General features: G+C 32.1%; 21 protein-coding genes. 13 read left to right on the forward strand and 8 right to left on the reverse strand.

Annotated features, from left to right (window positions below; all coding sequences use genetic code 11):
- From purC to purE, 3 genes are read right to left on the reverse strand one after another with little or no spacing between them, the layout of a single operon-like run.
- Entirely contained in the window at window positions 1-702 is a 702-nt protein-coding gene (gene purC, locus ACW5YJ_RS10865) for a phosphoribosylaminoimidazolesuccinocarboxamide synthase (RefSeq protein ID WP_017724118.1), read from the reverse strand.
- Window positions 702-1,835 carry a 5-(carboxyamino)imidazole ribonucleotide synthase gene (purK, locus tag ACW5YJ_RS10870; RefSeq protein ID WP_457338165.1) on the reverse strand — a complete coding sequence of 378 codons (1,134 nt, stop codon included), beginning with the start codon at window positions 1,833-1,835 and terminating at the stop codon, window positions 702-704. Before purK ends, purC begins: the two co-directional genes overlap by 1 nt.
- Window positions 1,822-2,304, reverse strand: coding sequence for a 5-(carboxyamino)imidazole ribonucleotide mutase (gene purE, locus ACW5YJ_RS10875; RefSeq protein WP_107551747.1), 483 nt, complete (start codon window positions 2,302-2,304; stop codon window positions 1,822-1,824). Before purE ends, purK begins: the two co-directional genes overlap by 14 nt.
- A gap of 202 nt (window positions 2,305-2,506) precedes the next feature.
- Between purE and folD the strand changes: the two genes are divergently transcribed.
- Window positions 2,507-3,364 (forward strand): bifunctional methylenetetrahydrofolate dehydrogenase/methenyltetrahydrofolate cyclohydrolase FolD, encoded by an 858-nt coding sequence (gene folD, locus ACW5YJ_RS10880; protein ID WP_457338166.1) that lies wholly within the window; start codon window positions 2,507-2,509, stop codon window positions 3,362-3,364.
- A 461-nt stretch (window positions 3,365-3,825) separates the two neighbouring features.
- On the opposite strand, the gene ACW5YJ_RS10885 is transcribed toward folD, so the two are convergent.
- On the reverse strand, window positions 3,826-4,971 hold the full coding sequence (locus tag ACW5YJ_RS10885) for a globin domain-containing protein (protein WP_457338167.1): 1,146 nt from the start codon (window positions 4,969-4,971) through the stop codon (window positions 3,826-3,828).
- 242 nt (window positions 4,972-5,213) lie between these two features.
- Between ACW5YJ_RS10885 and ACW5YJ_RS10890 the strand changes: the two genes are divergently transcribed.
- The 6 genes from ACW5YJ_RS10890 to rihC all read left to right on the forward strand — a co-directional run bounded on the left by ACW5YJ_RS10890 (window position 5,214) and on the right by rihC (window position 10,863).
- Window positions 5,214-5,531, forward strand: coding sequence for an immunoglobulin-like domain-containing protein (locus ACW5YJ_RS10890; RefSeq protein ID WP_017724113.1), 318 nt, complete (start codon window positions 5,214-5,216; stop codon window positions 5,529-5,531).
- Between the two features lie 263 nt (window positions 5,532-5,794).
- A complete protein-coding gene (gene qoxA / locus ACW5YJ_RS10895; RefSeq protein ID WP_017724112.1) occupies window positions 5,795-6,916 on the forward strand; it encodes a cytochrome aa3 quinol oxidase subunit II in 1,122 nt (373 codons plus the stop codon).
- Complete coding sequence (qoxB, locus tag ACW5YJ_RS10900) at window positions 6,916-8,904, forward strand: cytochrome aa3 quinol oxidase subunit I (RefSeq protein WP_119603740.1); 1,989 nt, start codon at window positions 6,916-6,918, stop codon at window positions 8,902-8,904. The genes qoxA and qoxB overlap by 1 nt, the downstream gene beginning before the upstream one ends.
- On the forward strand, window positions 8,894-9,499 hold the full coding sequence (qoxC, locus tag ACW5YJ_RS10905) for a cytochrome aa3 quinol oxidase subunit III (RefSeq protein ID WP_017724110.1): 606 nt from the start codon (window positions 8,894-8,896) through the stop codon (window positions 9,497-9,499). The genes qoxB and qoxC overlap by 11 nt, the downstream gene beginning before the upstream one ends.
- Window positions 9,496-9,786: a cytochrome aa3 quinol oxidase subunit IV gene (gene qoxD, locus ACW5YJ_RS10910; protein ID WP_017724109.1), complete on the forward strand. Its 291-nt coding sequence runs from the start codon at window positions 9,496-9,498 to the stop codon at window positions 9,784-9,786. The genes qoxC and qoxD overlap by 4 nt, the downstream gene beginning before the upstream one ends.
- A 168-nt stretch (window positions 9,787-9,954) precedes the next feature.
- Window positions 9,955-10,863 carry a ribonucleoside hydrolase RihC gene (gene rihC, locus ACW5YJ_RS10915; RefSeq protein WP_107551749.1) on the forward strand — a complete coding sequence of 303 codons (909 nt, stop codon included), beginning with the start codon at window positions 9,955-9,957 and terminating at the stop codon, window positions 10,861-10,863.
- Window positions 10,864-10,971: 108 nt separating this feature from the next.
- On the opposite strand, the gene ACW5YJ_RS10920 is transcribed toward rihC, so the two are convergent.
- Both ACW5YJ_RS10920 and ACW5YJ_RS10925 read right to left on the reverse strand, forming a co-directional pair.
- Window positions 10,972-12,147 carry a serine hydrolase domain-containing protein gene (locus ACW5YJ_RS10920; protein WP_457338168.1) on the reverse strand — a complete coding sequence of 392 codons (1,176 nt, stop codon included), beginning with the start codon at window positions 12,145-12,147 and terminating at the stop codon, window positions 10,972-10,974.
- Between the two features lie 19 nt (window positions 12,148-12,166).
- The gene (locus ACW5YJ_RS10925; protein WP_017724106.1) at window positions 12,167-13,828 is read right to left on the reverse strand and encodes a phospho-sugar mutase; all 1,662 of its coding nucleotides are present in this window, start codon (window positions 13,826-13,828) and stop codon (window positions 12,167-12,169) included.
- Between the two features lie 454 nt (window positions 13,829-14,282).
- Here ACW5YJ_RS10925 and ACW5YJ_RS10930 point away from each other — a divergent pair, with 454 nt between their 5' ends.
- The 4 genes from ACW5YJ_RS10930 to ACW5YJ_RS10945 all read left to right on the forward strand — a co-directional run bounded on the left by ACW5YJ_RS10930 (window position 14,283) and on the right by ACW5YJ_RS10945 (window position 21,145).
- Complete coding sequence (locus ACW5YJ_RS10930; protein ID WP_457338169.1) at window positions 14,283-15,584, forward strand: LCP family protein; 1,302 nt, start codon at window positions 14,283-14,285, stop codon at window positions 15,582-15,584.
- Window positions 15,585-15,605: 21 nt separating this feature from the next.
- Complete coding sequence (locus ACW5YJ_RS10935; RefSeq protein WP_017724104.1) at window positions 15,606-16,076, forward strand: DUF2538 family protein; 471 nt, start codon at window positions 15,606-15,608, stop codon at window positions 16,074-16,076.
- Between the two features lie 69 nt (window positions 16,077-16,145).
- Window positions 16,146-16,568, forward strand: coding sequence for a GNAT family N-acetyltransferase (locus ACW5YJ_RS10940; protein WP_135092316.1), 423 nt, complete (start codon window positions 16,146-16,148; stop codon window positions 16,566-16,568).
- Window positions 16,569-16,801: 233 nt separating this feature from the next.
- Entirely contained in the window at window positions 16,802-21,145 is a 4,344-nt protein-coding gene (locus tag ACW5YJ_RS10945) for a glucosaminidase domain-containing protein (protein WP_457338170.1), read from the forward strand.
- A gap of 99 nt (window positions 21,146-21,244) precedes the next feature.
- On the opposite strand, the gene ACW5YJ_RS10950 is transcribed toward ACW5YJ_RS10945, so the two are convergent.
- Window positions 21,245-21,667 (reverse strand): MarR family transcriptional regulator, encoded by a 423-nt coding sequence (locus ACW5YJ_RS10950; RefSeq protein ID WP_107551851.1) that lies wholly within the window; start codon window positions 21,665-21,667, stop codon window positions 21,245-21,247.
- 206 nt (window positions 21,668-21,873) lie between these two features.
- Between ACW5YJ_RS10950 and ACW5YJ_RS10955 the strand changes: the two genes are divergently transcribed.
- Both ACW5YJ_RS10955 and ACW5YJ_RS10960 read left to right on the forward strand, forming a co-directional pair.
- Window positions 21,874-22,878, forward strand: coding sequence for an acyltransferase family protein (locus ACW5YJ_RS10955; RefSeq protein ID WP_107551850.1), 1,005 nt, complete (start codon window positions 21,874-21,876; stop codon window positions 22,876-22,878).
- A 122-nt stretch (window positions 22,879-23,000) separates the two neighbouring features.
- Complete coding sequence (locus ACW5YJ_RS10960; protein ID WP_153672640.1) at window positions 23,001-24,164, forward strand: aminotransferase class I/II-fold pyridoxal phosphate-dependent enzyme; 1,164 nt, start codon at window positions 23,001-23,003, stop codon at window positions 24,162-24,164.
- A gap of 168 nt (window positions 24,165-24,332) precedes the next feature.
- On the opposite strand, the gene ACW5YJ_RS10965 is transcribed toward ACW5YJ_RS10960, so the two are convergent.
- Window positions 24,333-24,791, reverse strand: coding sequence for a MarR family winged helix-turn-helix transcriptional regulator (locus ACW5YJ_RS10965; protein ID WP_107551849.1), 459 nt, complete (start codon window positions 24,789-24,791; stop codon window positions 24,333-24,335).
- Window positions 24,792-24,834 lie beyond the last annotated feature (43 nt).

Below are 24,834 nucleotides of genomic sequence, written 5' to 3' on the forward strand. Positions count from 1 at the left end.
TTATAAAGCCTCCAGTTTATTTAAAAAAGTTTGATATGTTTCAATGATTGATCCTCTATCTTCTCTATATACATCTTTATCAAAATTTGTATCGCTATCTTTATCCCAAATTCGGCATGTATCAGGTGAAATTTCATCAGCTAGTAAAATTTGTCCATCGTTTGTACGGCCAAACTCTATTTTAAAATCTACTAACCTTAAATTCATTTCATTCATCAATTGAACTAATACTTCATTTACTTCCTTTGCCGCTTCTTTTAATATATTAATTTCTTTCTCTTCAGCTAAATGTAGTAACTTAATATGATCTTCAGTTATTAATGGATCGTTTAGATCATCATTTTTATAGAAGAACTCAACAAGTGGTTCGTCAAATTCATGTCCTTTATCAAAACCAAGTCTTTTAGTTATAGATCCTGCAGCAATATTTCTTACCACTACTTCTAAAGGTATAATTTCAACTGATTGTACTAGTTGTTCAGTTTCAGATATCTGCTCGATAAAATGGCTTTTCACGCCTTTTTCTTTTAAATAATTAAAAATGCGAGAAGTGATTTGGTTATTTAAACGTCCTTTACCTTCTATTAAATCTTTTTTAGCACCATTTCCTGCAGTAACTTCATCTTTGTATTCAACGCGTAATACATCATTTTCACCAGTTGAAAATATTCTTTTTGCTTTACCTTCATATAATAAAGACATTATTCAGATCTCCCTTCAAATTTACCAAGTAGCGTTTGTTCGCATCTATTTATGTCAGTAGTCAACACTGTTAAATGACCCATCTTTCTATTTGGTTTTCTAGATGTTTTACCATATATATGCACATGCCATTCAGCATACTCACTAAATTGATCCTCTAATAAATCTAAATCTTTCCCCAATAAGTTCATCATTATTGCGGGTTTTAACAATTCAATTTGTTTTGGTAATTTTTGACCAGTAATCGCTAAGATATGTGTATCAAATTGTGAAAAATCACAGGCTTCTATTGAGTAATGACCAGAATTATGTGGTCTAGGTGCGATTTCGTTTACATACAAACGATTTTCACCATCTATAAAGAACTCCACAGTAAAAGTACCTACGAAATGTATTTTTTTGATTATTTTATCAACTTCATTTCGAGCTTCTGCTTCTTTTTCATATTCTGTACGTGCAGGTACGACTGTTTTAAAGAGAATTTGATTCTGATGTTCATTTTCTTGCAGTGGAAAATACGTGATTTGATTATCAGTACCAATGGTTACAGTTAGAGATACTTCTTTCTCTAATTGCAAATATTGTTCAGCAACACATTCTTGTTTTTCTACAAGTGCCTTTGCTTCATCTATGTCTGATGTTGAATTAACTAATATTTGACCTTTACCATCATAGCCACCGAATCTTGTTTTCACAATAAAAGGATAACCGATTGTTTCTATTGCAACATTCAAGTCATCCGGCTTAGATAATTGTACAAATGATGCAATTTTGCAATTTGCTTCTTGTAATGTTTGCTTTTCAGTCAATCGATCCTGGAGTAATTTTATAGCTTGATATCCTTGAGGAATATTATATTTTGAGACAAGTGTCTTTAATTGATTTGCTGATATATTTTCAAATTCATAAGTGATGACATCAGATGACTCTCCAAGTTGTTCCAATGCTTCTTGATTATCATAGTCAGCGTTAATAAATTCATGTGCGACATGTTGACATGGACATGATTTATCAGGATCGAGCACAATCACTTTATACCCCATCTTTTGAGCTGATTGTGCCATCATCTTTCCTAACTGACCGCCACCAATAATGCCGATTGTCGAACCGAACTTTAATTTATTGAAGTTCATCTTGCATTTCACTCACTTTCTGAACCAATGATTTTTCATAATTTTCCAAATTCTTTTGGATTGAATGATTACCAACACTTAGTATTCTTGCAGCTAATATACCCGCATTTTTAGCACCAGCTTTACCTATAGCTGTAGTCGCAACAGGAATACCTCCTGGCATTTGGACAATTGATAATAACGAATCTAAGCCTTTTAAACTTTTTGACTCAATTGGTACACCAATTACTGGTAATGTTGTCATCGATGCAACCATACCTGGTAAATGAGCGGCGCCACCTGCACCTGCAATAATGACATCATAACCATTCGATCTTGCTTCTTTAGAAAAATCAACCATTAATTGTGGCGTACGATGTGCTGAAACAACTTTCTTATCATACGGAATTTCCAATTGGTCTAACATAGAACAACTTTCTTTCATCGTTTCCCAATCTGACGAACTACCCATTATGACTACCACTTTCAAAACGAACACCCTTTCAGAAATTTGAAATATTACTACTATTAGATGTATATTACAGATATAGCATAACAATTAAACCATGCTTTTTCAATCAAAAATCGAACTTTAACAACAAAAAAGTTAATAATTTACGTCTTTTGGTTGTTAATTGCTATGGTTTTTATGTTAATGTTAAGTAAAGTTCATACATACAAGGAGGATTTTTATGGTCGCAAAGATTTTAGACGGAAAACAAATTGCTAAAGATTACAGACAAGGTCTCAAAGATCAAGTTGAAGCTTTACAATCTAAAGGTTATACACCTAAATTATCTGTGATTTTAGTGGGTAATGATGGTGCTAGCCAAAGTTATGTCAATTCAAAAAAGAAAGCCGCTGAAAAAATTGGTATGATTTCTGAAATTGTACATTTAGATCAGTCAACTTCTGAAGAAGAGGTATTGAAAGAGCTTAAACGTTTAAATGAAGATGATAGTGTTAGTGGTATATTAGTTCAAGTTCCATTACCTGAACAAGTAAGCGAACAAAAAATATTGGAATCTATAAATCCTGCTAAAGATGTGGATGGTTTTCATCCAGAAAATATCGGTAAGTTATATATTGATCAACAAACTTTTGTGCCATGTACACCACTTGGAATCATGGAACTTCTAAATCATGCTGATATTGATTTAGAAGGTAAAGATGCTGTTGTAATTGGCAGAAGCCATATTGTAGGTCAACCTGTTTCTAAATTGTTACTTCAAAAAAACGCAACTGTTACAATTTTGCATTCTAGAACAAAAGATATGCATAGCCATTTAAAAAATGCTGATGTTATCGTGAGTGCAGTCGGACGTCCAGGCCTAGTAACTAAAGACGACGTCAAAGAAGGTGCTGTCGTAATAGATGTTGGTAATACTCCGGATGAAAATGGCAAATTAAAAGGCGACATCGCTTATGATGAAGTTAAAGAAGTAGCAGGAGCAATTACACCAGTTCCAGGTGGCGTTGGCCCAATGACAATTACTATGGTATTAAATAATACACTTATCGCCGAAAAAATGCGTAGAGGCATTGAATAGTCAAATAAATAACGACTGTTAAATACTTAATGAGTTTAGAGCATCAGTATTTATTCTCATATTAAAATAAGATGAACGAATAAACTCGTTGCAATAGTTATAATCAATTGCCAAGTACTTGTAATAAACACACAAACTAGCCTTACCTTGACTTTCCACTATTGCTAATACAAAAATAAGAGGTTAAAACATAAAGTTTTCTACCTAAAAATAAACGTCAATTTCTAAATTATTTCAACAGAAATTGACGTTTATTTGCTTTATAACCTTTTATGAATTCCAGAATGCAAATGAATTATGAGCAAGCTATAGGATCAGATCACACAATCCTCTAGTACTCTATACACAATTAAAACAGTAAGATTATAAATATAAATTAGAGCTAACTTATGTGATTAGCTCTCGTATTTTTTAAAAGCTGATAAAGGTATTTTCCATCAGTAAAGGGGGCCTGTTTAGAGTTATACCCCCACGCTTAATCTAGGAATAAATGATTCGAAATGTATACGTTGTTCTTCCACACCGATTTCTTTTAATGTTGTAATAATTGATTGAAGGAATTTAACTCCTCCACAAACATAAATTTCAGTGTCTGCTGAAATAAATTGACTTAGATACGTTGCATCAATGTATCCATTCTTTTGTTTATCGTGAATAATATACGAGGCATTATCATTATTATTTGCAATATCTTCTATTTTATTGTTAAAAGGTATTTCTTGTACACTTTCAACATTTTGAATAAAGTCTACTTTTACATTTGATTTTGTAATTTCATTAAACATTGGAATTAAAGGAGTTACACCTATACCTGAACCGATAAACAACTGAGGCGCTGTATCATTTACTATTCCAAATCTTCCTACAGGAGCAGATAAATTAATCGTTCCACCTACTTGCATCTCATCATGTAAAATTGTTGATACTTCTCCCTCGTGTGAATCTGTCACATCTCTTTTCACTGCAAAAGTTAATGTATGTTCGTCGCCTTCAACAATCGAATAGTGGCGTTTGGCACGATATTCCAATTTATCACTTTCTACGTCCACTGTAATATATTGTCCTGCCTCAAATTTACTTAAGTTATATTCATCTGACTTAACAGTAAACGCCTTGATATCTGAAGTTGTTGGTTCTATATTGATAATTTCAAAAGGTTTAAAACCATCCCAAGTCATCTCATTGTAAATATCTTTCTCAACATTAATAAATACAGAAGCTATTTCACCGTATGCTTTTGCCCACGTAGCAATAATCGCATCATCTTCTGGGAGCCCTAGTACATTTTGAATAGCTGCCAATAAGTTTTCTCCTACAATATCGTATCCGGCTTCTGGTACTTGTAACGCGCAGTGCTTATAAGCAATTTCTTTAACAACTGGCATGATACGTGTTAAATCATCGATATTGATTGCTGCCGCTAATACACTTTGCGCTAACGCTGTAGATTGCAAACCCTTTTTCTGATTGGTTTGGTTGAACATATTTTTCAACTCAGGATGTCTCGTAAACATTCTATTATAAAAGTATGATGTGATTTCTTCTCCCTTTTGTTGTAATACAGGAACAGTCTCTTTAATTATATTTCGTTCTTTCTCATTCAACATTTAATTCACCCCTAATTTTATTTTATTGCTTCTTACATTTTTATCTTATTACAAAATTAGATGTTACAAAAGACTCATGTGATAAAATTCACAAAAAGTTCAATTTACATACTTTTAACCGGAAATTACAATGAAATTTATAGAAATAAGCTATATTAGGACTATAGTATGATGTATAATATAGCAAATTAAAGTATAGTAAGGTTTAATAAAATTAATGTTTTGCGTTCGGAGGTTACGTAATGAATAAATTAATACAATCTTTGTCTGCATTAGGTGTATCTGCTACGCTTGTATCACCTAATTTAAGCGCAGAAGCTACTGACAACTCAATTCCAGAACTTAAAGGAATTAACGATACAATTATCGATAAAGGCGACGACTACAATATATTAAACGGCGTGCGTGCATACGATAAAGAAGATGGAGATCTTACACATAAAATCACAGTTGACGGTAATATTAATACCGAAAAAACTGGTAAATATAAGATTGAATATAAAGTTGAAGATTCAGATGGCGCAACTAATAAATCTATTCGTTATATAGAAGTAAAATAATTTATAAATTTAATACATATACCCCTAAATGATAATGTTTATCACTATTTTATGAGTAATTTTGGTTTATTGTCTTAAATATGACACTTTTCACAAAATGTACACATAATTTTAACAAATCTTTGAAAGCCCACCAGACGTTGAGTTTGTTGGGTTTCTTTTAATTTTACAATATTTTTTTTTGTACAAACACTTGTAAATATTGCGTAATATCTTAAAATTGATGGTAAGCCCTACATTTGTAGTATTAGGAGGTCAAAAAAGTGTCAAAATTTAAGTCTTTGCTTCTACTCTTTGGCTCGCTAATTTTGCTTAGTGGTTGTTCTAACGTAGAAGTTTTAAACCCAAAAGGGCCGATGGCAAGCGATACGAAGTTTTTGATTATGTATTCAATCATCTTCATGCTTGTTATTATTGCCGCTGTTGTTATTTTATTCACGGTTTTCCTATATAAATATAGAATAGGAAATACTAAAGAATCAGGAAAGATGCACCACAATTCTTTAATGGAAACAATTTGGTTTATTATTCCTGTAATTATTGTAATTGCTTTAGCCATCCCAACGGTTAATTCACTTTACAATTATGAGGAAAAACCACAGAAAGAAGACGATCCACTTGTTGTTTATGCGACAAGCGCTGGTTATAAGTGGTTCTTCAGTTATCCTGAACAAAAAATCGAAACAGTTAATCATTTAACTATTCCGAAAGATCGCCCTGTTGTCTTCAAACTCCAATCAATGGATATGATGACAAGTTTCTGGATTCCACAATTAGGTGGCCAAAAATATGCGATGACAGGTATGACAATGGACTGGACATTAACAGCTAGTGAGGAAGGTACGTTCAGAGGACGTAACTCAAACTTCAATGGTGAAGGCTTCGAACGTCAAACATTTGATGTTAACTCTGTAAGCCAAAGTAAATTTGAGGATTGGGTAAAAGATGCGCAAAGCAAAAAAGTATTGGATCAAGATACGTTTGATAAGCAACTTTTACCAACTACTGAAAATAAAAACTTAACTTTCAGTGGTACGCATTTAGCATTTGTTGATCCTGCAGCTGATCCTGAGTATATTTTCTATGCTTATGATCGTTTCAATTATGTGCAGAAAGATCCAAACTTTAATACACCAGAAGAAATAAAAGAAGATGTATTAGATAAACCAGATAAACCTGCACGTAAACCACAAATCACAAATGCAAACTATGAACGTCATGGAATGAAAGCGACGATTCTAGGCAATAATGAACCATATGATAGTGAATTCAAAGATGAAGAATCACATAATATGGATGAAATGGAAAAAATCTCTGAAGGTGTTAAAGATGAAAAAGCATCTAAAATAGAGAAAAAAGACCATGAAAATGGAGGTGGACATTAATGAATTTTCCATGGGATCAATTACTCGTTCAAGGTAACTGGATGATAACGATGGCACAAATTGGTGCACCGTTTGCAGTTATAGCTGTGATCGCAGTAATTAGTTATTTTAAATTATGGAAATATCTATACAGAGAATGGTTCACATCTATTGACCATAAAAAAATTGGTGCAATGTACCTAATCTGTGCGGTATTAATGTTCGTACGTGGCGGTATTGATGCGTTAATGATGCGTACACAATTAGCAATTCCAGATAACACATTTTTAGAAGGAAACCATTACAATGAGGTCTTTAGTACGCACGGTGTAATAATGATCATCTTTATGGCAATGCCTTTCATCTTTGGTTTATGGAATGTCGTAGTACCATTACAAATTGGCGCGCGCGATGTTGCATTCCCTGTATTAAACAACGTAAGTTTCTGGTTATTCTTCTCAGGTATGATTTTATTCAACCTTTCATTTATAATCGGAGGTTCACCTGCAGCTGGTTGGACTAACTATGCACCGCTCGCAGGAGAATTCAGCCCAGGACCTGGGGTTAACTATTACTTAATAGCAATACAAATTTCCGGTATCGGTACATTAATGACCGGTATTAACTTCTTTGTTACTATACTTAGATGTAAAACACCAACTATGAAATTCATGGAAATGCCAATGTTCACGGTTACTACTTTCATTACGTCATTAATCGTTATCCTGGCTTTCCCTGTTTTAACAGTTGCATTAGCACTATTTACGACTGATAGAATATTCGACACTGCATTCTTCTCTGTCGCAAATGGTGGTATGCCAATGCTATGGGCTAACTTCTTCTGGGTATGGGGGCACCCCGAAGTGTATATCGTTATCTTGCCAGCATTTGGTATTTACTCTGAAATTATTCCGACATTTGCTCGTAAACGTCTATTCGGTCATCAAAGCATGGTCTGGGCAACTGCAGGTATCGCATTCTTAAGTTTCTTAGTTTGGGTTCACCATTTCTTCACAATGGGTAATGGTGCATTAATCAACTCATTCTTCTCAATTTCAACCATGCTGATTGGTATACCAACTGGTGTTAAAATCTTTAACTGGTTGTTTACACTTTATCAAGGCCGTATCACCTTTGAATCACCAATGCTATTCGCATTAGGTTTCATACCTAACTTCTTAATAGGTGGTGTGACTGGTGTAATGCTCTCTATGGCAGCAGCAGATTATCAATACCATAATACGTACTTCTTAGTAGCGCATTTCCACTACACATTAGTGGCTGGTGTTGTATTCGCTTGTCTAGGTGCTTTGATTTTCTGGTGGCCTAAGATGACTGGATTTAAGTTAAACGAAACATTAAACAAATGGTGTTTCTGGTTATTTATAATCGGATTTAACATTTGTTTCATACCACAATTCATTCTTGGTTTAGATGGTATGCCTCGTCGTTTATACACTTATATGCCAGAAGATGGTTGGTGGTTACTAAACGTAATTTCAACTGTCGGTGCCCTAATGATGGCATTAGGCTTTATGTTCTTAGTTGCAAGTATCGTTTACAGCTTCTTCAAAGCACCACGTGAAGCTACTGGCGATAACTGGGATGGTTTAGGTCGTACTTTAGAATGGGCAACTGCAAGCGCAATGCCACCTAAATACAACTTTGCTGTCACTCCAGATTGGAATGATTATGACACATTTGTAGATATGAAAGAACATGGTCGTCATTATTTAGATAACCATAATTATACTGATATCCACATGCCAAATAACACACCTGTTGGTTTCTTGATGGGAATTTTCTTCACTATTGGTGGATTCTTCCTTATCTTCGAAACAATTATTCCAGCAGTAATTTGTTTATTAGGTATCTTCGGTACTATGATTTATCGTAGTTTCCAAATAGACCATGGTTACCATATACCAGCGTCTGAAGTAGCAGAAACTGAAAAACGTTTACGTGATGCACGTATTAAAGAAAGGGAGGCTGTAAGTCATGAGTCATGATGCAAACACAATTGATCAACGTTCGCATGAAGGTAATTTAAATAGACTTGGCTTTTGGATTTTCCTTACAGCAGAATTCTCATTGTTCGGTACGTTGTTTGCGGCATTATTAACACTTCAACACGGCGGCGATTATGCCGGCAAAATGACTACTGAATTATTTGAATTACCACTTGTATTAATAATGACATTTGCATTATTAATTAGTTCTTACACTTGTGGTATAGCAATTTACTATATGAGAAAAGAAAAAGAAAAGTTAATGATGATCTGGATGATTATCACAGTTCTTCTAGGTGCTGTATTCGTAGGCTTTGAAATTTATGAGTTCGCGCATTACGTACACGAAGGTGTTAATCTAACTATTGGTTCTTACTGGTCTAGCTTCTTTATTCTATTAGGAACACATGGTGCCCACGTATCATTAGGTATTGTTTGGATTATTTGTTTATTAATTCAAGTTGCAATGCGAGGATTAAATAAAGACAATGCTCCTAAATTATTTATAGTAAGTTTATATTGGCACTTTTTAGATGTTGTATGGATTTTCATCTTTACTGCCGTATATATGATAGGGATGGTGTTTAGCGGATGAATACAATTGTAAAACATACTGTAGGTTTCATTGCCTCAATCGTTCTAACAATCTTAGCAGTATTCGTAACCTTATACACATCTATGGCACTTAATGCTAAGATTACCATCATCTTTGGTTTCGCTTTTATACAAGCTGCAGTTCAATTATTAATGTTCATGCACTTAACTGAAGGTAAAGATGGGAATTTACAAGGATTCAAAGTTGTATTTGCGATTATCATTACTTTAATTACTGTTATTGGTACTTATTGGGTAATGCAAGGTGGACACTCAAGCCACTTATAATCCTAAAAAAGACTTCTCTTCGGAGGAGTCTTTTTTTATTATTTTTAAAATCTCATTCCCGCTCTCCCCTTTTGTTATTTCTACTATGTTTAATACATTTTTTAAGCATTTAAACTACAAAAATTGTAAAATAAATATATACCCTATTTTATTAAAGGAGGTTAATTAATGAAACAACCTATAATTATAGACACTGATCCCGGTATTGATGATGCTGCGGCAATCAGTATTGCTTTAAATCACCCTGCGTTTGATTTAAAAATGATTACTACTGTCAATGGAAACGTAGGAATTGAAAAAACAACGGCAAACGCATTGAAACTTAAACAATTTTTCAAAAGTAATGTCCCTATACATAGAGGCGCTTCACAGCCCTTACTTTCAAACATCGTAGATGCAAGTTCAGTCCATGGAGAATCAGGCATGAACGGATATGATTTTCCTGAACCTAACTATAATGATTTAGCTTCAGTGCATGCTGTAGAATCTATGTATAAAGAATTAAAAGCGAATAAAGATCCCGTAACACTCATTCCCATTGGTCCACTAACGAACATTGCTTTATTAATATCTACTTATCCTGAAGCTAAAGATTATATTAAAGAAATTGTCTTCATGGGTGGTTCCACTGGTCGTGGTAACATAACACCATCTGCAGAATTTAATATTTATTGTGATCCAGAAGCTGCTCAAATCGTATTCAATTCAGGTTTACCCCTGACTATGGTTGGTCTTGATGTTGCAAGAAGTTCTACATTGAGTCATCGTACAGTAAACGAACTTCAGGCATTAAACCAAACTGGAGATATGCTACATCACCTTTTTAAACATTATAAAGGTGATGATTTTGAAAAAGGTATTAATGTTTATGATGTATATACTGTGCTTTATCTGCTTCATCCTGAAAAGTTTGATGTACAAGAAGCAGATGTTCAAGTTGAGACTAATGGTACATTGACAAAAGGTGAAACAGTTACAGATTTTAAATCTAATTTCCCTAATTGTAGTGTAGTTATGTCTATTGAACCTAAGGTATTTAAAGATATTTTTATAGATGCGCTCAAGTATTGTAAATAACTAATAGTTTATTAATGCATAAAAAGACACTCCTTTTATGCTATTTGATCTATAAGTTTTAAACTTTGATTAAATAGTAAAGGAGTGTTTTTTTATATACGTTTTACTTTAATATTTTTGACCGACAATATTATATGGACCGCCTTGTTTTAAGATATCATAATAAATATGTTTGATTTTCTTTTCGTTATTAGTCTTACTATTTTCATAATTAGTACCTAATACTACTATATATTTGTTGTTAAAATAAGCTGTAAATACTTGGCCAAAAAAACCACCATTAATTCTATTTTTATCTGGAAGCGAATAAAAACCATATCTATAAGGTTCAGGATACTGCGTGGTTAAACTCTCATGTAAAAGTGGTTGAGTTATTTTACCATCAAAAATTTCGTTATTTTGTAAGCTTAAAATTAATTGCCCCATATCGTATGGCGCCATATAGAGATTACCCGCACCATAATACTGATCTAATATATTTGGTGTTTGTTTCACTGGATTACTAGATGTTTTATCTTTTTTATAACCAATTGCCATATTCTTTTGATAATCTATATCATCGAAGAATGCTGTAAAATTCAAATTATATGGATTTGCAAGTCTATCTTCAAAGTTCTTTACATAGGATTTACTAGTTACCTCTTCAATCACACGTGATAATACTAAGTAATTCGCATCATTATATCTATTTTTATTATAATATTTAGATTCTATTCCTTTTTCCTGTATAGCATGTACAGCTTCATCTAAATTTTTATATTGAGGGGAAGCTTTATATTTATATAAACCGCTTTTATGCTGCATCAATTGATTTAATGTGATAGTTTGAGTTGTTTTAAACCAAGGTAAGTATTTTGTGACTGGCTCATTCATATTTATTTTCTTTTCATTTACCAGTTGCTTTAACATTAATCCGGTGGTGAATTTTTGAGAAGAACCAATTAAATATAATGTATCCGCCCTATTCTTTTTATCTTCTTTAAAATTTTTCATGCCATAGCCTTTATTTAGTTTCAATTGACCATTTTCAAATACAGCAGCTGTACCATTAAATTTGATTTGCTCTAAGTACCTATTAACTTCTACTATATCAGGGTTATTTTCATCAACAACGGTATTTAATTTACCTGTTTTTTTATGACCTTTTGATGCCTCTTCATAAGTTTTAGTAGCGTTAAATTCTTCGTTATAACGTTGATAATGTTTATATATAATCAAAAATGTTATTGCTACAAGAAGTATAGTTAAAATAAACGTTAATCGTTTTAGTTTTTTCGTAGTCATCTTTTTGCCTCTATTTTACTCAATGTATATGATTAATATAGTCTTGTTCAAATTGATCTGTTATCGCATCAATATTATCTACATTAAGCGAGAAATAAAGTTTGATTTTTGGTTCTGTTCCCGACGGTCTCAGAGCAATAAAGCCATAATCAAATATGAATCTAATTAAGTTTGTATTAGGTAATGATAATGGTTCAGTTACCCCTTTTTTCAAATTCCTAATTTCACCAATTTGATAATCTTCAATTTGTTTGATATCCATACCACAAATTGAAAAAATATCTTTATTTCTAAACTGACTCATTATTTTAGAAATTTTTTCATTACCTTTTGAGCCTTCAAAGCTCGGTGCGATTGTTCTATCTTTAAATTCACCAATATTTTGATATATATCGTGAATTGTATCTTTAAATGTTAAACCATTTTTATTTAATAAATTTTTATATTTAATTAATAGTGGTACCATTTGAATTGCATCTTTATCTCTGGATATTGGTTTGGCTAAGTATCCATGACTTTCTTCAAATGCTAACAGCAATTGCTTATTACTCGTATTGTGATTTTGTTCGATTAAGTCAGAAATAAATTTGAAACCAGTTAATACATTCGCCACTTCAACGTCTAATGATTTAGCTAACTTCTCTGCTAACTCACTCGTAACGATTGACTTTACAATATATTGTGGTTTATTAGATTCTACTAAATCTTGAAACCTTAATTTCATAAATAGTAAACCTATCTCATTACCATTAAAATATCTATAGTCGTTATCTCCATAACGTTCAATAAAGCCTAACCTATCTGCATCTGGGTCTGTAGCAATGATTAACTGTGCATTTGTTTCATCTGCCAATTTTTTTCCTAGTGAAAATGCCTCTTCGTCCTCTGGGTTAGCAATTGCAATTGTCGGGAAATGACCATCTGGTTTTGATTGATTTTCTTCTATTACATAATTATGATAATCCAACTCTGATAATATATCTGACATTAATGGTAAGCTCGTACCATGTAAACTCGTTAGTACAACTTTGGCATCCTTTTCTTCAATCGTACCTACTAATGATTTAACTTCAGCTTTGTATTTTTCTGTCACTTCATTAGCCATGAATTGAATTTTCTCTTCATTTAATAATGTCTCAAAATCGCCTTTTTCAATTAATAATGGCGATTCAATTGAATTTATATAAGAACTTAACGCTTCTGATGCTTCTGGTAGTAATTGACCACCATGATTATTATAAATTTTTATACCGTTATAGTTTTTAGGATTATGACTAGCAGTTATCATGACGCCAGCATTTACATTTAATTCTCTTACCGCAAAAGATAACTCTGGTGTAGATTTATAATTTTCTGACACAATCGTATTCACGCCATTTTCAGCTAAAACACTTGCTATTTCTTTAGAAAATTCTTTTGATAATAATCTAGTATCAAAATGGATAACCACTGATGGATCGCTACTAACACTATTTTTTAAATATTGTGCTAATCCTAATGCAACTTTTCGAACAGTAAAGGCATTTAATCTTCCAGGACCTAAGCCAAAAGTACTTCTTATACCTGCAGTACCAAAAGATAAAGTAGTTTCAAAGCCTTCATTTTTTTCTTCTTCTGTTTGTAATTGATAAAATTCTTTAACTAAACTTTCATCAATTTTCTCTAACCAAGCTTGTTTCACGTCGATGTATCCTCCTTATATCTTTCAGAACAAAGATATATTTAATTTTAATTTCATTTTAAAAGTTAATTCACGATAAATCATCCCATACATTTTGCTATTCAAATAAAACCTATTAATTATTCGTTAGAGTTGATATTGTCTACAAGTTTATATTTCCAATGTATATTATATCCTATGTTTTAAAATAAATCATTTTTAATCAAATGACATAAATGTAATATCTATATCTAAACCTTGACAGTTCAAGTACTTAGTATACCGAATATCTTTAAATTTTATTTCAGACTTGTAAATAGCATATTGATAGTTGATATTTTTTAATTATAGTAATAAAATTATAAGTTATAGTACATTTTCTTCTTTACAAATATTTAACAAAGTTAAAAAGTCTAACAACTTCAACAAAATGATAGTTACATGTACCAAATCTTATACATGGGGAGCTCCAAACATGAATAAATTTTTAAAATATTTTTTAATATTTCTATCTTTACTTCTTGTAGTTGTTCCAGTGATATTTGCTGTTATACTATTAAAATCTTCTCAAGGTGCTTTTGAACATTCATACAATGATCAAGATTCAGCGAGGCAATCTAACATACGTGAATCAAAAGTCGACCCTTCAAAAGATCCTATCTCTATCTTATTCTTAGGTATTGATGATAATAGTGGTCGTGAAAAAAACGGGCAAAGTACTGAACAATCAAGATCAGATGCAATGATTTTCTCTACACTCAACACCGAGAAAGAACAAATAAGAATGTTAAGTATCCCACGTGATACTATAAGTTTTATCCCTAAAGTGGGTTATTACGATAAAATTGCACATGCACATGCTTATGGAGGACCTAAGTCATCAATGGACTCTGTAGAAGCTACTTTAAACGTGCCGGTTGATTACTATGTAAGAATTAATATGGAAGCTTTTGTCGATGCTGTAAATGAACTAGGTGGCATCGAATACGATGTCCCTTATGACATTAATGAACCAAATACTGATGATTCTGGAAAAATCAAAGTTAAAAAAGGCCACCAAAATTTAAATGGCGATGAAGCATTAGCTGTTGCGAGAACAAGACATCAAGATTCTGATTTAAAACGTGGTCAACGTCAAATGGATTTAATAAAAAAACTATTTGCTAAAGCTCAAAAAGCAGATTCAATTAGTAAGTTAGATGATGTTGTTGAAATTGTTGGTAAAAATGCTAAACACAATTTAAGTTATAAAGAAATCAAAGTACTTGCAACTTCTTATTTAAAAGATGATATTGATATCAAAAGTACACAACTAGAAGGTAAAGACGATTACTTAAATGGTATATATTATTACAATCCTGATATAAAAAATATTCAAGATACATCAAATCTTTTGCGTGATGATCTAGAATTACCTAAAATAAAAGATAAGTTAGAATTTTTAAACCAACGTGTTATTGATTTTTATGGTACACTCATACCACAAACAGAGATAGATAGTTCACTACTAAGAAAATCTCAAAACGATAGTACGAGTAATGATGATAACAATGAAAATCAAACATCAGATAATAATTCTACGGATTCAGATAATCAAATAAATAACAACAATGAAAATAGCCAACAATCTGACGCTAATCAATATGAAAATCAACGAGACGACCCAAATCAACAAAACAGCAACCAAAATACGCAACAACAGATTGATCCAAATCAGCAACAGCCTGTTGAAAATCAACAACCAAATGCACAAGAAACGCCTACAAATCAATATTAACTTTAGGGAGGAGCTCACTGTATGTCACGTAAAACATATGACAAACTCAACCAAATTAATGGTATGTTTAATGTATTAGAACAACAATTGATTCACAGCAAAGATATGGCACTTTTCAGGAATGAATTTTTTTACGTCAATCATGAACATCGGGAGAATTATGAAGCACTACGAATTTATTATAAAGATAGTGACAATAATCCAATTGTTGATGGTGCGTGTTATATTGTTGCGCTTCCAGAAATTTTTGAAAAAGTTGATGTATTTGAATCAGAACTCCCCTTCACATGGGTTTATGACCAAAACGGCATAACAGAAACAATGAAACAAATTAGTGTGCCAATTCAGTATCTAATTGCAGCTGCATTAGAAGTGACTGATGTAAATTTATTTAAACCCTCTGGTTTTGCCATGGGAATGAATAATTGGAACATTGCACAAATGCGTATTTTTTGGCAATACACTGCAATTATTAGAAAAGAAGCGTTATAAATATACTGCCCTACTATATAATTTATGGTAGGGTATTTTTAATATTAAAAATTGAAATGAGGAATCTTTATGTTCAAAATTGTTACAACTCAAAATATGATAGAAGAAACTCACAGTATACGTAAAAAAGTCTTCGTTGAAGAACAAGGTGTACCTTTAGAGAATGAAATAGACCAATATGAAAATATCGCGACACATGTAATTGGCTATGATCTAAATGCTGTGCCATTTGCTACCGGTAGACTTCGACCTATAGATAATGGCGTAAAAGTAGAAAGAGTGGCTATTTTAGCATCGCATCGTAATAAGGGTTATGGAAAATTACTAATGGAGTTTTTAGAAAATGTAGCCAAAAATAAAGGTGATAAAAAGTTAATGCTTAACGCACAATGTCATGCTCAATCATTTTATGAAGCTCTTGGATATGAAGCTTTCGGAGAACCTTTTATGGAGGAAAACATCCAACACATTGCAATGTCAAAAACAATTTAATATTATTTGTTGTATTTTTACAGTAATATTTCATCTAACTTTTGTAATATTCTCCAGCGTGTATTTTTTCAATATATTGTGAATAAGGCGTTATAACGCTTTAAATCGTATGTTAAATCTTTTCCAAAACTTAATAAGATTAATTTTATATTACAAATCGGTGAAAAATAAGTCACTCTTTCCTTAGTCGTATTATAATGAATTTAAATTTATAAAGTTAAAGGGGCAGTTTAATGGCTAAGAATAAAAACTCTTATAAGGTACCTTCAATTATAGCACTTACATTAGCAGGTACAGCTTTGACAACTCATCACGCACAGGCGGCAGATAAAACACAAGATCAAACGCCTAATAAAAATATTTTAAATGATGATAAAGCACTTAACCAAAGTGAAAAAATTAAGTCTGAAATTAGTAAACCAACAGCAAACATTTCAGGTACACAAGTCTACCAAGACCCTACACAAATTAAACAGTCATCTACTGATCACGACTCAAACTATGATGCTCAAATTGATGAGTTGAACAATCAAATTTCTGATCAAACACCAACTCAAGATACATATAATCAAAATGGTCAAGGTCAAGAAGCGCAACAAAATGATAATCATAATATAGAGACGAATCAAGACGCTGTTCAAAGTAATGTTACTTCTAATGAAACAACTGACAATGATAACGCATCAGATAATACAACCGAACAAGATACTGACGCTGTTCAAAAAGATAGCGCTGGTACTGATAAAGAGGAAGTTACTTCTGAAGACAAGCAAGTTGTAACTAATGATAGTGTGAATGCTGATGATTCTTCTACTAAAGAGAATACTGACGCTATTCAAAATGATAACGCTAGTACTGATAAAGAGGAAGCTACTTCTGAAGATAAGCAAGTTGTAACTAATGATAGTGTGAATGCTGATGATTCTTCTACTAAAGAGAATACTGATGCTGTTCAAAATGATAGCGCTGGTACTGATAAAGATGAAGTTATTTCTGAAGACAATCAAGATGTAACTAATCATAGTGTGAATGCTGATGATTCTTCTACTAAAGAGGATACTGACGCTGTTCAAAATGATAGCGTTGGTACTGATAAAGAGGAAGTTACTTCTGAAGACAAGCAAGATATGACTAATGATAGTGTGAATTCTGATGATTCTTCTACTAAAGAGAATACTGACGCTATTCAAAATGATAACGCTAGTACTGATAAAGATGAAGTTATTTCTGAAGACAATCAAGATGTAACTAATCATAGTGTGAATTCTGATGATTCTTCTACTAAAGAGGATACTGACGCTGTTCAAAATGATAGCGCTGGTACTGATAAAGATGAAGTTACTTCTGAAGACAATCAAGATGTAACTAATGATAGTGTGAATGCTGATGATTCTTCTACTAAAGAAGATACTGACGCTATTCAAAACGACAGCACTGGTACTGATAAAGATGAAGTTACTTCTAAAGACAAGCAAGTTGTAACTAATCATAGTGTGAATTCTGATGATTCTTCTACTAAAGAGGATACTGACGCTGTTCAAAACGACAGCACAGACACTACTAAAGTAGCAAATGCTAATTTATATAACACACAAACGACACCTAAACTTAGAGTAGCTAGAAGTGCCAATTCAACAGTCGCAACACGTTCTACGCTAACAAAAGAAGCAACAACACGTTCAACATTACCAAAATATTCGCCAAAAGTAAGTTCTTCAATTAACAATTACATCCGCAAGAACAACTTTAAAGCACCAAACTATGAACAAGACATAGCTTCATATTTACCAAAATATAATTATCGCTACGGTAAACCTGAAGGTATTGTTATGCATGATACTGCAAATGATAATTCAACAATCACTGGTGAAATCAATTATATGAAGAATAATTATCAAAATGCTTTTGTACATGCTTACGTAGATGGAAATCGAATTATTGAAACAGCAAATACTGACTACTTAGCTTGGGGCGGCGGCGCTGTAGCCAATCAACGTTTCATACATGTTGAATTAGTTCATACTCATGACTATGATTCATTTGCTCGTTCAATAAATAACTATGCTGATTATGCAGCAACAAACTTACAGTATTATGGTTTAGCCCCTGATAGTGCTGAATATGATGGAGTTGGTACTGTTTGGACACATAAAGCAGTAAGTAATTACTTAGGTGGTACTGACCATACTGATCCTCATGGATACTTAGCTGCACATAATTATAGTTACGATGAATTATATGACCTTATTTATGAAAAATATTTAATTAAGACAGGTCAGGCAGCTGCTTGGGGTACATCCACTTCAGGTAGTACGAGTGGAAATAGCTCTAATAATACAGGTTCGAGTAATACTGGTGCAACTACCCCAGCTAAAACAGGTAGCTTGAAAGTAACAGCGAACAATGGCGTTGGACGAATTAATACTACTAATGATGGTTTATATACTACAGTATACGACCAAAATGGTAAGAAAACTGATCGCACGAACCAAACACTAAAAATTACAAAATCAGCTACTTTAGGTAATGAAAATTTCTATTTGGTTTCTGATTTTAATAAAGGTACATTAATTGGTTGGGTACACCAAGGCGATGTTAATTATAATACGGCTAAAGCAGCAACTAGCATTAATAAAACTTACCAAATCAAATCTGGCGAAACGATATATACAGTTCCTTGGGGCACAGGTTCTCAAAAAGCAGGTACAGTTTCAGGAAAATCTACACAAACGTTCAAAGCAACAAAACAACAACAGATTGGTAACACTAACTATATTTACGGAACCGTAAATAATCTATCTGGTTGGGTAAGCTTAAGCAAGTTATCTTCAACAAGTAATACAGCTACATCCCCTACTACAAATTCAGGGAAATTAACTGTAGATATACTTACAAACCAACAAGGTACTGTTGCTAAAAACAATCACGGTGTATATACAACTGTATATGATAAACAAGGTGTTCAAAAGCCATATGTTAATGGACAAACATATAAACTAAGTAAAAAAGCAACACTAGGTAATAATTCATTTTACTTAATTACTGATAACAAAACTAATACTAATATAGGTTGGATGCAAACTGGTGATATTACAGTTAAAGAAGTAACAAAAAAAGCAAACACTAACCAAACACAAAGTGTAAGTAAAATTGGTCAGTTAAACACCAAAAATTCTGGCATTAAAGCAACCGTTTATGATCAACAAGGTAAAGACGCAACAAAACTAGCTGGAAAAACTTATAATGTTACAAAACAACGTACTGAAGGAAATAACACTTATGTATTAATACAAAATGTTAATCAAAATACGCCAATTGGTTGGATTAATACAAAAGATATTAATACTCGTAATTTAAGCCAAACAAGTGCTAAAAATGGCCAATATACTGTTAAAGCAACTAATAATGGTCTTTACGCAGTGCCATGGGGTACGAAATCACAACAACTGGATACACTTAATAATCTTAAAAACAATCACTTTAATGCATCTAAATCTGTCTACGTCGATAAAGACGAATACGTTTATGGTATTGTAAACAACAAAACTGGTTGGATAGCTGCGAATGATTTAAATAAGGTACAACCATCTAATAATGCTAATGTTACTAATTCACAAAGTGTTACTAAATCAGCGGTAACTCCGTATAAATATGATTATGTGGTCTTCAATAAAAATGGTAACTATTATTTAGATCCAACATCTACAACTCCAGCAGGTTCACTTAAAGATTTCTATGAAACTATTTTCACAGTTTATGAAACTCAAGTGATTAATGGTACCACTTGGTACCATGGTAAATTATCTAATGGTAAAATCGTTTGGATTAAAGAGGCTGATTTACGTAAAGAATTAGTAAAATACTATGATTCAGGCATTACTTTAGATCAAGCTGTCGCTATCCAAAAAGGGTTAACTGCTAAACCACAAATTCAACACACACCGGGAAAATGGGAAGATGCTACAGCGAGTGAAATCAAAAACGCTATGGATTCAAGTAAGTTAATAAAAAATGAGACTCAAAAATATCAATTTTTACGTTTAGATAAAACACAAAATATTGGTGCAGCTGATTTAGATAAATTACTTGTTGGTAAAGGGATTTTAGAAGGTCAAGGCGCAGCATTTAGTGAAGCTGCTCAGACTTACGATATCAACGAAGTATATTTAATATCTCATGCACTACTTGAAACTGGTAATGGTACATCTAAACTTGCAAATGGCGGCGATGTTGTAGACAATAAAGTTGTTACCGATGGTCCAAATAAATATTATAATATGTTTGGTATCGGCGCAGTTGATAGTGACGCTGTAAAACAAGGATTTATAACAGCTAAAAATAATGGCTGGAATACAGTTAAAAAAGCTATAGTTGGCGGCGCTAAATTTATATCTGAATCATATATTGATAAAGGTCAAAATACACTTTATAAAATGCGTTGGAACCCTGAAAATCCAGGTGTTCACCAATACGCAACAGACGTAGCATGGGCCTCTCATAATGCTACTCGTATTAAAGGTTTCTATGATTCTATGGATAAACTAGGTAAATATTTCGACGTAGATACGTATAAATAATATTACTTTAAAACATTAAATCAATTAAAAGAAGCGTACTAATGACAATACTTATCGCAAGTTATTGTCATTATGTACGCTTCTTTTTTAATTAATTAACTAGTGCATATATACTTGGTGTACATTTAACTTATATAGTAATTTGTTTAAATTTTCTATGTCTTTAGATGTAAGATTTTGGCAACGTGCTTCAATCAAAGCTACTCTAACCTCATTAATTTGTCGTACCAATTCTTTCGCCTTTTCTGTAACCATCAAATCTTTACATCTCATGTCTTTATTGGATTGCTTGCTCGTTATATACCCCATCTGACATAACTTTTTTATCCAACGCGAAACAATCGATTGTTCTTTATTAATTTTCATAGTCAAATCATACTGAGATAACACTTCATAGTTATATAATATTCTTAACATTTCTAATTGCTCAGAAGTCAAATCAGTTCTCTGACCAAATCTTCTACTTACCAAATTCAAATCATTACCTGTAAGTGTAATTAACTGTTCTAGTTGTTTGTACATGTTGCTCATCTCCACTATCATTAATTTAGCTTAGTTAAAATCATAAGTTTTTACACTATTTTATTTCTTAACATTATAATAGCATCCTTCATAATATACAATAATAAAAGACAAATTGTACTATTTTGTTGCATTTCTCATGGGTTTTATAATAGATTAGAACTAGTGTATATAAAATTTATCGTACTACTTAAAGGAGAAACCGAATGTCACAATTGAAAGAAAGAGATTACTTTTTCGATAATGCAAGAGCTGCACTGATTTTTCTTGTAGTCTTTGGTCATCTATTACAGCCATATACAGAAGCCAGCTCTTATTTATCTTCATTGTATTTAACAATATACAGCTTTCATATGCCAGGATTTTTGTTTATTTCAGGTTATTTTGCAAAAAAAGCTGGTGAAGTTGGTTATTTAGAAAAAGTATCAAAAAAATTATTAGTTCCATATGTTATATTCTTTGGCTTTTTCTCTTTTTACTATTACTTAACTGGTAAAGAAGATAGTGTTCAGTTCGATCCTTTTGATCCAGTATTTGCATTATGGTTTTTACTTACATTATTCTTTTTCCACGTAATATTAGTAATAGTTAAGGATTATAAACCATATTATGTATTACCTATAGCAGTGATCATTTCACTATTCGCTGGGTATTCTGAGAATATAGATAATTACTTAAGCTTTTCTAGGACGATTATGTTCTTCCCAATATTCTATATAGGCTATTTATTTACAAATAAACATACACAGCTTTTAAGAAATAAAAAGTTTCTACCAATAGCTATCATCACTTTACTAGCCTTTTATGTTCTATACACCTATCACCCAATTAACTCCAATTGGTTGCTAGGCGATTCGCCCTATATGTCACTTGAAGGAAAGCTAGATTTCTATAGCCCAATCAAAAGATTGTTATTATATGTTATCGTTTTAATTACGATGTTTGCTTTCTTTAATCTAATACCTGAAAAAGAAAAATTTTATACATATATAGGTCGTAGAACAATGCATGTGTATTTACTACATGGTTTATTTATTGGTATCATCCGTGGCTTTGAAATATATCCATTTAAAGATCATATCAGTATCTTAACCTATCTTTATTTAGTTATTGTTACGTCTATAATTGTATATATACTCTCAACACGGTTTGTATCTAAATGGACAAACCCAATTATAAATTTACAATCTCCTTTTAAATTCAAAGGATAAATAAGTATTAAACCGAATTGTATTGATTTTAAATATGTTATGATAAATGTTGAAGTACTTCCAAACAATCTATACATATTTAAATACAATTCGGTATTTTTAATTTTGAGGTGAAAAATATAATGAAACTTTCATTAAATAACAATTCAAAACATTTATCAGCACCTAGCATCCGTCAATTTTCAAATCGTATTAAAGGGATTGAAGATTGTATTAACTTAACTATAGGCCAACCAGACTTTCCTATGCCTAAAGAGGTGAAAGCTGCGTACATAAATGCGATTAATGAAGATCAAACGAGTTATTCACATAACAAAGGATTAATTGAAACAAGAAATGCAGTGAGTCAATATTTTGAACAACGCTATGGCTTTACATATAGGTCGGAAGAAATCATTATCACTAATGGTGCTAGCGAAGCCTTAGATACTGCTTTAAGAAGTATAATCGATGAAGGAGATGAAATATTAGTTCCTGGACCAGTATATGCTGGCTACATTCCACTTATCAAAACACTTGGAGGTATTCCAGTTTACATTGATACGACGGTATCTGACTACAAAGTAACACCTGAAGCACTGGAAAAACATATAACCCAAAATACTAAAGCAGTACTACTAAACTACCCTACTAATCCAACCGGCGTGATATTGTCTTATAGTGAAGTACAAGCCCTTGCTAACAAATTGAAAGATAAAGAGATTTTTATCATTAGTGATGAAATCTATGCTGAAAATACTTTTACTGGTAAACATACTTCTTTTGCAGAATTTGAAGTAATTCGCGATCAATTATTACTTGTTGGCGGGTTAAGCAAATCACATTCTGCTACTGGCATACGTATTGGATTTTTGATTGGTCCAGAGTATCTAATTGAAAAATTAACTTTTATGCATGCTTATAATTGTATTTGTGCCAACGTTCCTGCTCAAATTGCATGTATTGCAGCTTTAAATGAGGGTTTAGAAGCGCCGCAATACATGAATGAAGCATATATCGAACGACGTGACTTTTTAATTAGTAAATTAGAATCAATGGGGTTTGAACTAGATGCTAAACCCGAGGGTGCATTTTATGTTTTTCCTAGCATTAAGAATTTTACAGAAGATGACTTTGACTTTTGTGTAGATATTTTAGAAAATGCACATGTTGCCATTGTTCCTGGTTCTGCATTTACCGATATTGGCAAAGGCCACGTACGTATTTCTTATGCATATGAACTTGATGCATTAAAAGAAGCTATGAGAAGATTAGAACAATATCTTGCTCAAAATTTTAATTCATAATAAAAGCCACCAACTAAATGTAAGGTTGAATTATGCCGCTTTGACTTTCCTATTGATAGTTATAAGCATATGGTGTAGATTAACTTCAACATTGATGTTGGTGTTTTAATTTTTAATCGATATGATTATTAGCTTACTTTGTTGTATTTATTAAATATAATTTTCATTTTAATCTTTTCTATTGTCATTTTTAGAATAAATATTTTTTTCAGCAAACGTTTTTAATATCTGATAATAAGCTAATGAATCTTCCTTTTCCATGTCAAATTGTTGAATCACTTCTTCTGAAATTTTAGAAAATTCTTCCTTTAATTTTATCCCCTTTGTAGTTAACATTACTTTCACTCTTCTTTCATCATCCTCTGTTCTAAGACGACGAATCAATTCTTTTTTCTCTAGCCTTTTAATGATTGGACTGATTGTTCCTGAATCTAAGTACAATTCATTACATAACGTTTTTATGTATATTGGAGTTTCATTTTCTATATACAATAAAACAATATAGTTAGGAAAACTTATATCATACCGTTTCAAATACTTATTAAACCTGTTTACAACTTCTTTACTTGTAATATAAAACAAATAACACATTTCTTTTCTCATTTGATCATATATATCTATTGTCATGTTTTCTCCTCACCCCTTCTCAATTATAATATTAATCTACGTT

The sequence above is a fragment of the Staphylococcus sp. mip270_02 genome (assembly GCF_054031535.1).

What these genes read in the sequence shown, in the direction of transcription:
- purC (WP_017724118.1), bottom strand. Translation starts at nt 702, where the DNA reads ATGTCTTTATTATATGAAGGTAAAGCAAAAAGAATATTTTCAACTGGT.
- purK (WP_457338165.1), bottom strand. Translation starts at nt 1,835, where the DNA reads ATGAACTTCAATAAATTAAAGTTCGGTTCGACAATCGGCATTATTGGT.
- folD (WP_457338166.1), top strand. Translation starts at nt 2,507, where the DNA reads ATGGTCGCAAAGATTTTAGACGGAAAACAAATTGCTAAAGATTACAGA.
- ACW5YJ_RS10885 (WP_457338167.1), bottom strand. Translation starts at nt 4,971, where the DNA reads ATGTTGAATGAGAAAGAACGAAATATAATTAAAGAGACTGTTCCTGTA.
- ACW5YJ_RS10890 (WP_017724113.1), top strand. Translation starts at nt 5,214, where the DNA reads ATGAATAAATTAATACAATCTTTGTCTGCATTAGGTGTATCTGCTACG.
- qoxB (WP_119603740.1), top strand. Translation starts at nt 6,916, where the DNA reads ATGAATTTTCCATGGGATCAATTACTCGTTCAAGGTAACTGGATGATA.
- qoxC (WP_017724110.1), top strand. Translation starts at nt 8,894, where the DNA reads ATGAGTCATGATGCAAACACAATTGATCAACGTTCGCATGAAGGTAAT.
- qoxD (WP_017724109.1), top strand. Translation starts at nt 9,496, where the DNA reads ATGAATACAATTGTAAAACATACTGTAGGTTTCATTGCCTCAATCGTT.
- rihC (WP_107551749.1), top strand. Translation starts at nt 9,955, where the DNA reads ATGAAACAACCTATAATTATAGACACTGATCCCGGTATTGATGATGCT.
- ACW5YJ_RS10920 (WP_457338168.1), bottom strand. Translation starts at nt 12,147, where the DNA reads ATGACTACGAAAAAACTAAAACGATTAACGTTTATTTTAACTATACTT.
- ACW5YJ_RS10930 (WP_457338169.1), top strand. Translation starts at nt 14,283, where the DNA reads ATGAATAAATTTTTAAAATATTTTTTAATATTTCTATCTTTACTTCTT.
- ACW5YJ_RS10935 (WP_017724104.1), top strand. Translation starts at nt 15,606, where the DNA reads ATGTCACGTAAAACATATGACAAACTCAACCAAATTAATGGTATGTTT.
- ACW5YJ_RS10940 (WP_135092316.1), top strand. Translation starts at nt 16,146, where the DNA reads ATGTTCAAAATTGTTACAACTCAAAATATGATAGAAGAAACTCACAGT.
- ACW5YJ_RS10945 (WP_457338170.1), top strand. Translation starts at nt 16,802, where the DNA reads ATGGCTAAGAATAAAAACTCTTATAAGGTACCTTCAATTATAGCACTT.
- ACW5YJ_RS10950 (WP_107551851.1), bottom strand. Translation starts at nt 21,667, where the DNA reads ATGTACAAACAACTAGAACAGTTAATTACACTTACAGGTAATGATTTG.
- ACW5YJ_RS10955 (WP_107551850.1), top strand. Translation starts at nt 21,874, where the DNA reads ATGTCACAATTGAAAGAAAGAGATTACTTTTTCGATAATGCAAGAGCT.
- ACW5YJ_RS10960 (WP_153672640.1), top strand. Translation starts at nt 23,001, where the DNA reads ATGAAACTTTCATTAAATAACAATTCAAAACATTTATCAGCACCTAGC.
- ACW5YJ_RS10965 (WP_107551849.1), bottom strand. Translation starts at nt 24,791, where the DNA reads ATGACAATAGATATATATGATCAAATGAGAAAAGAAATGTGTTATTTG.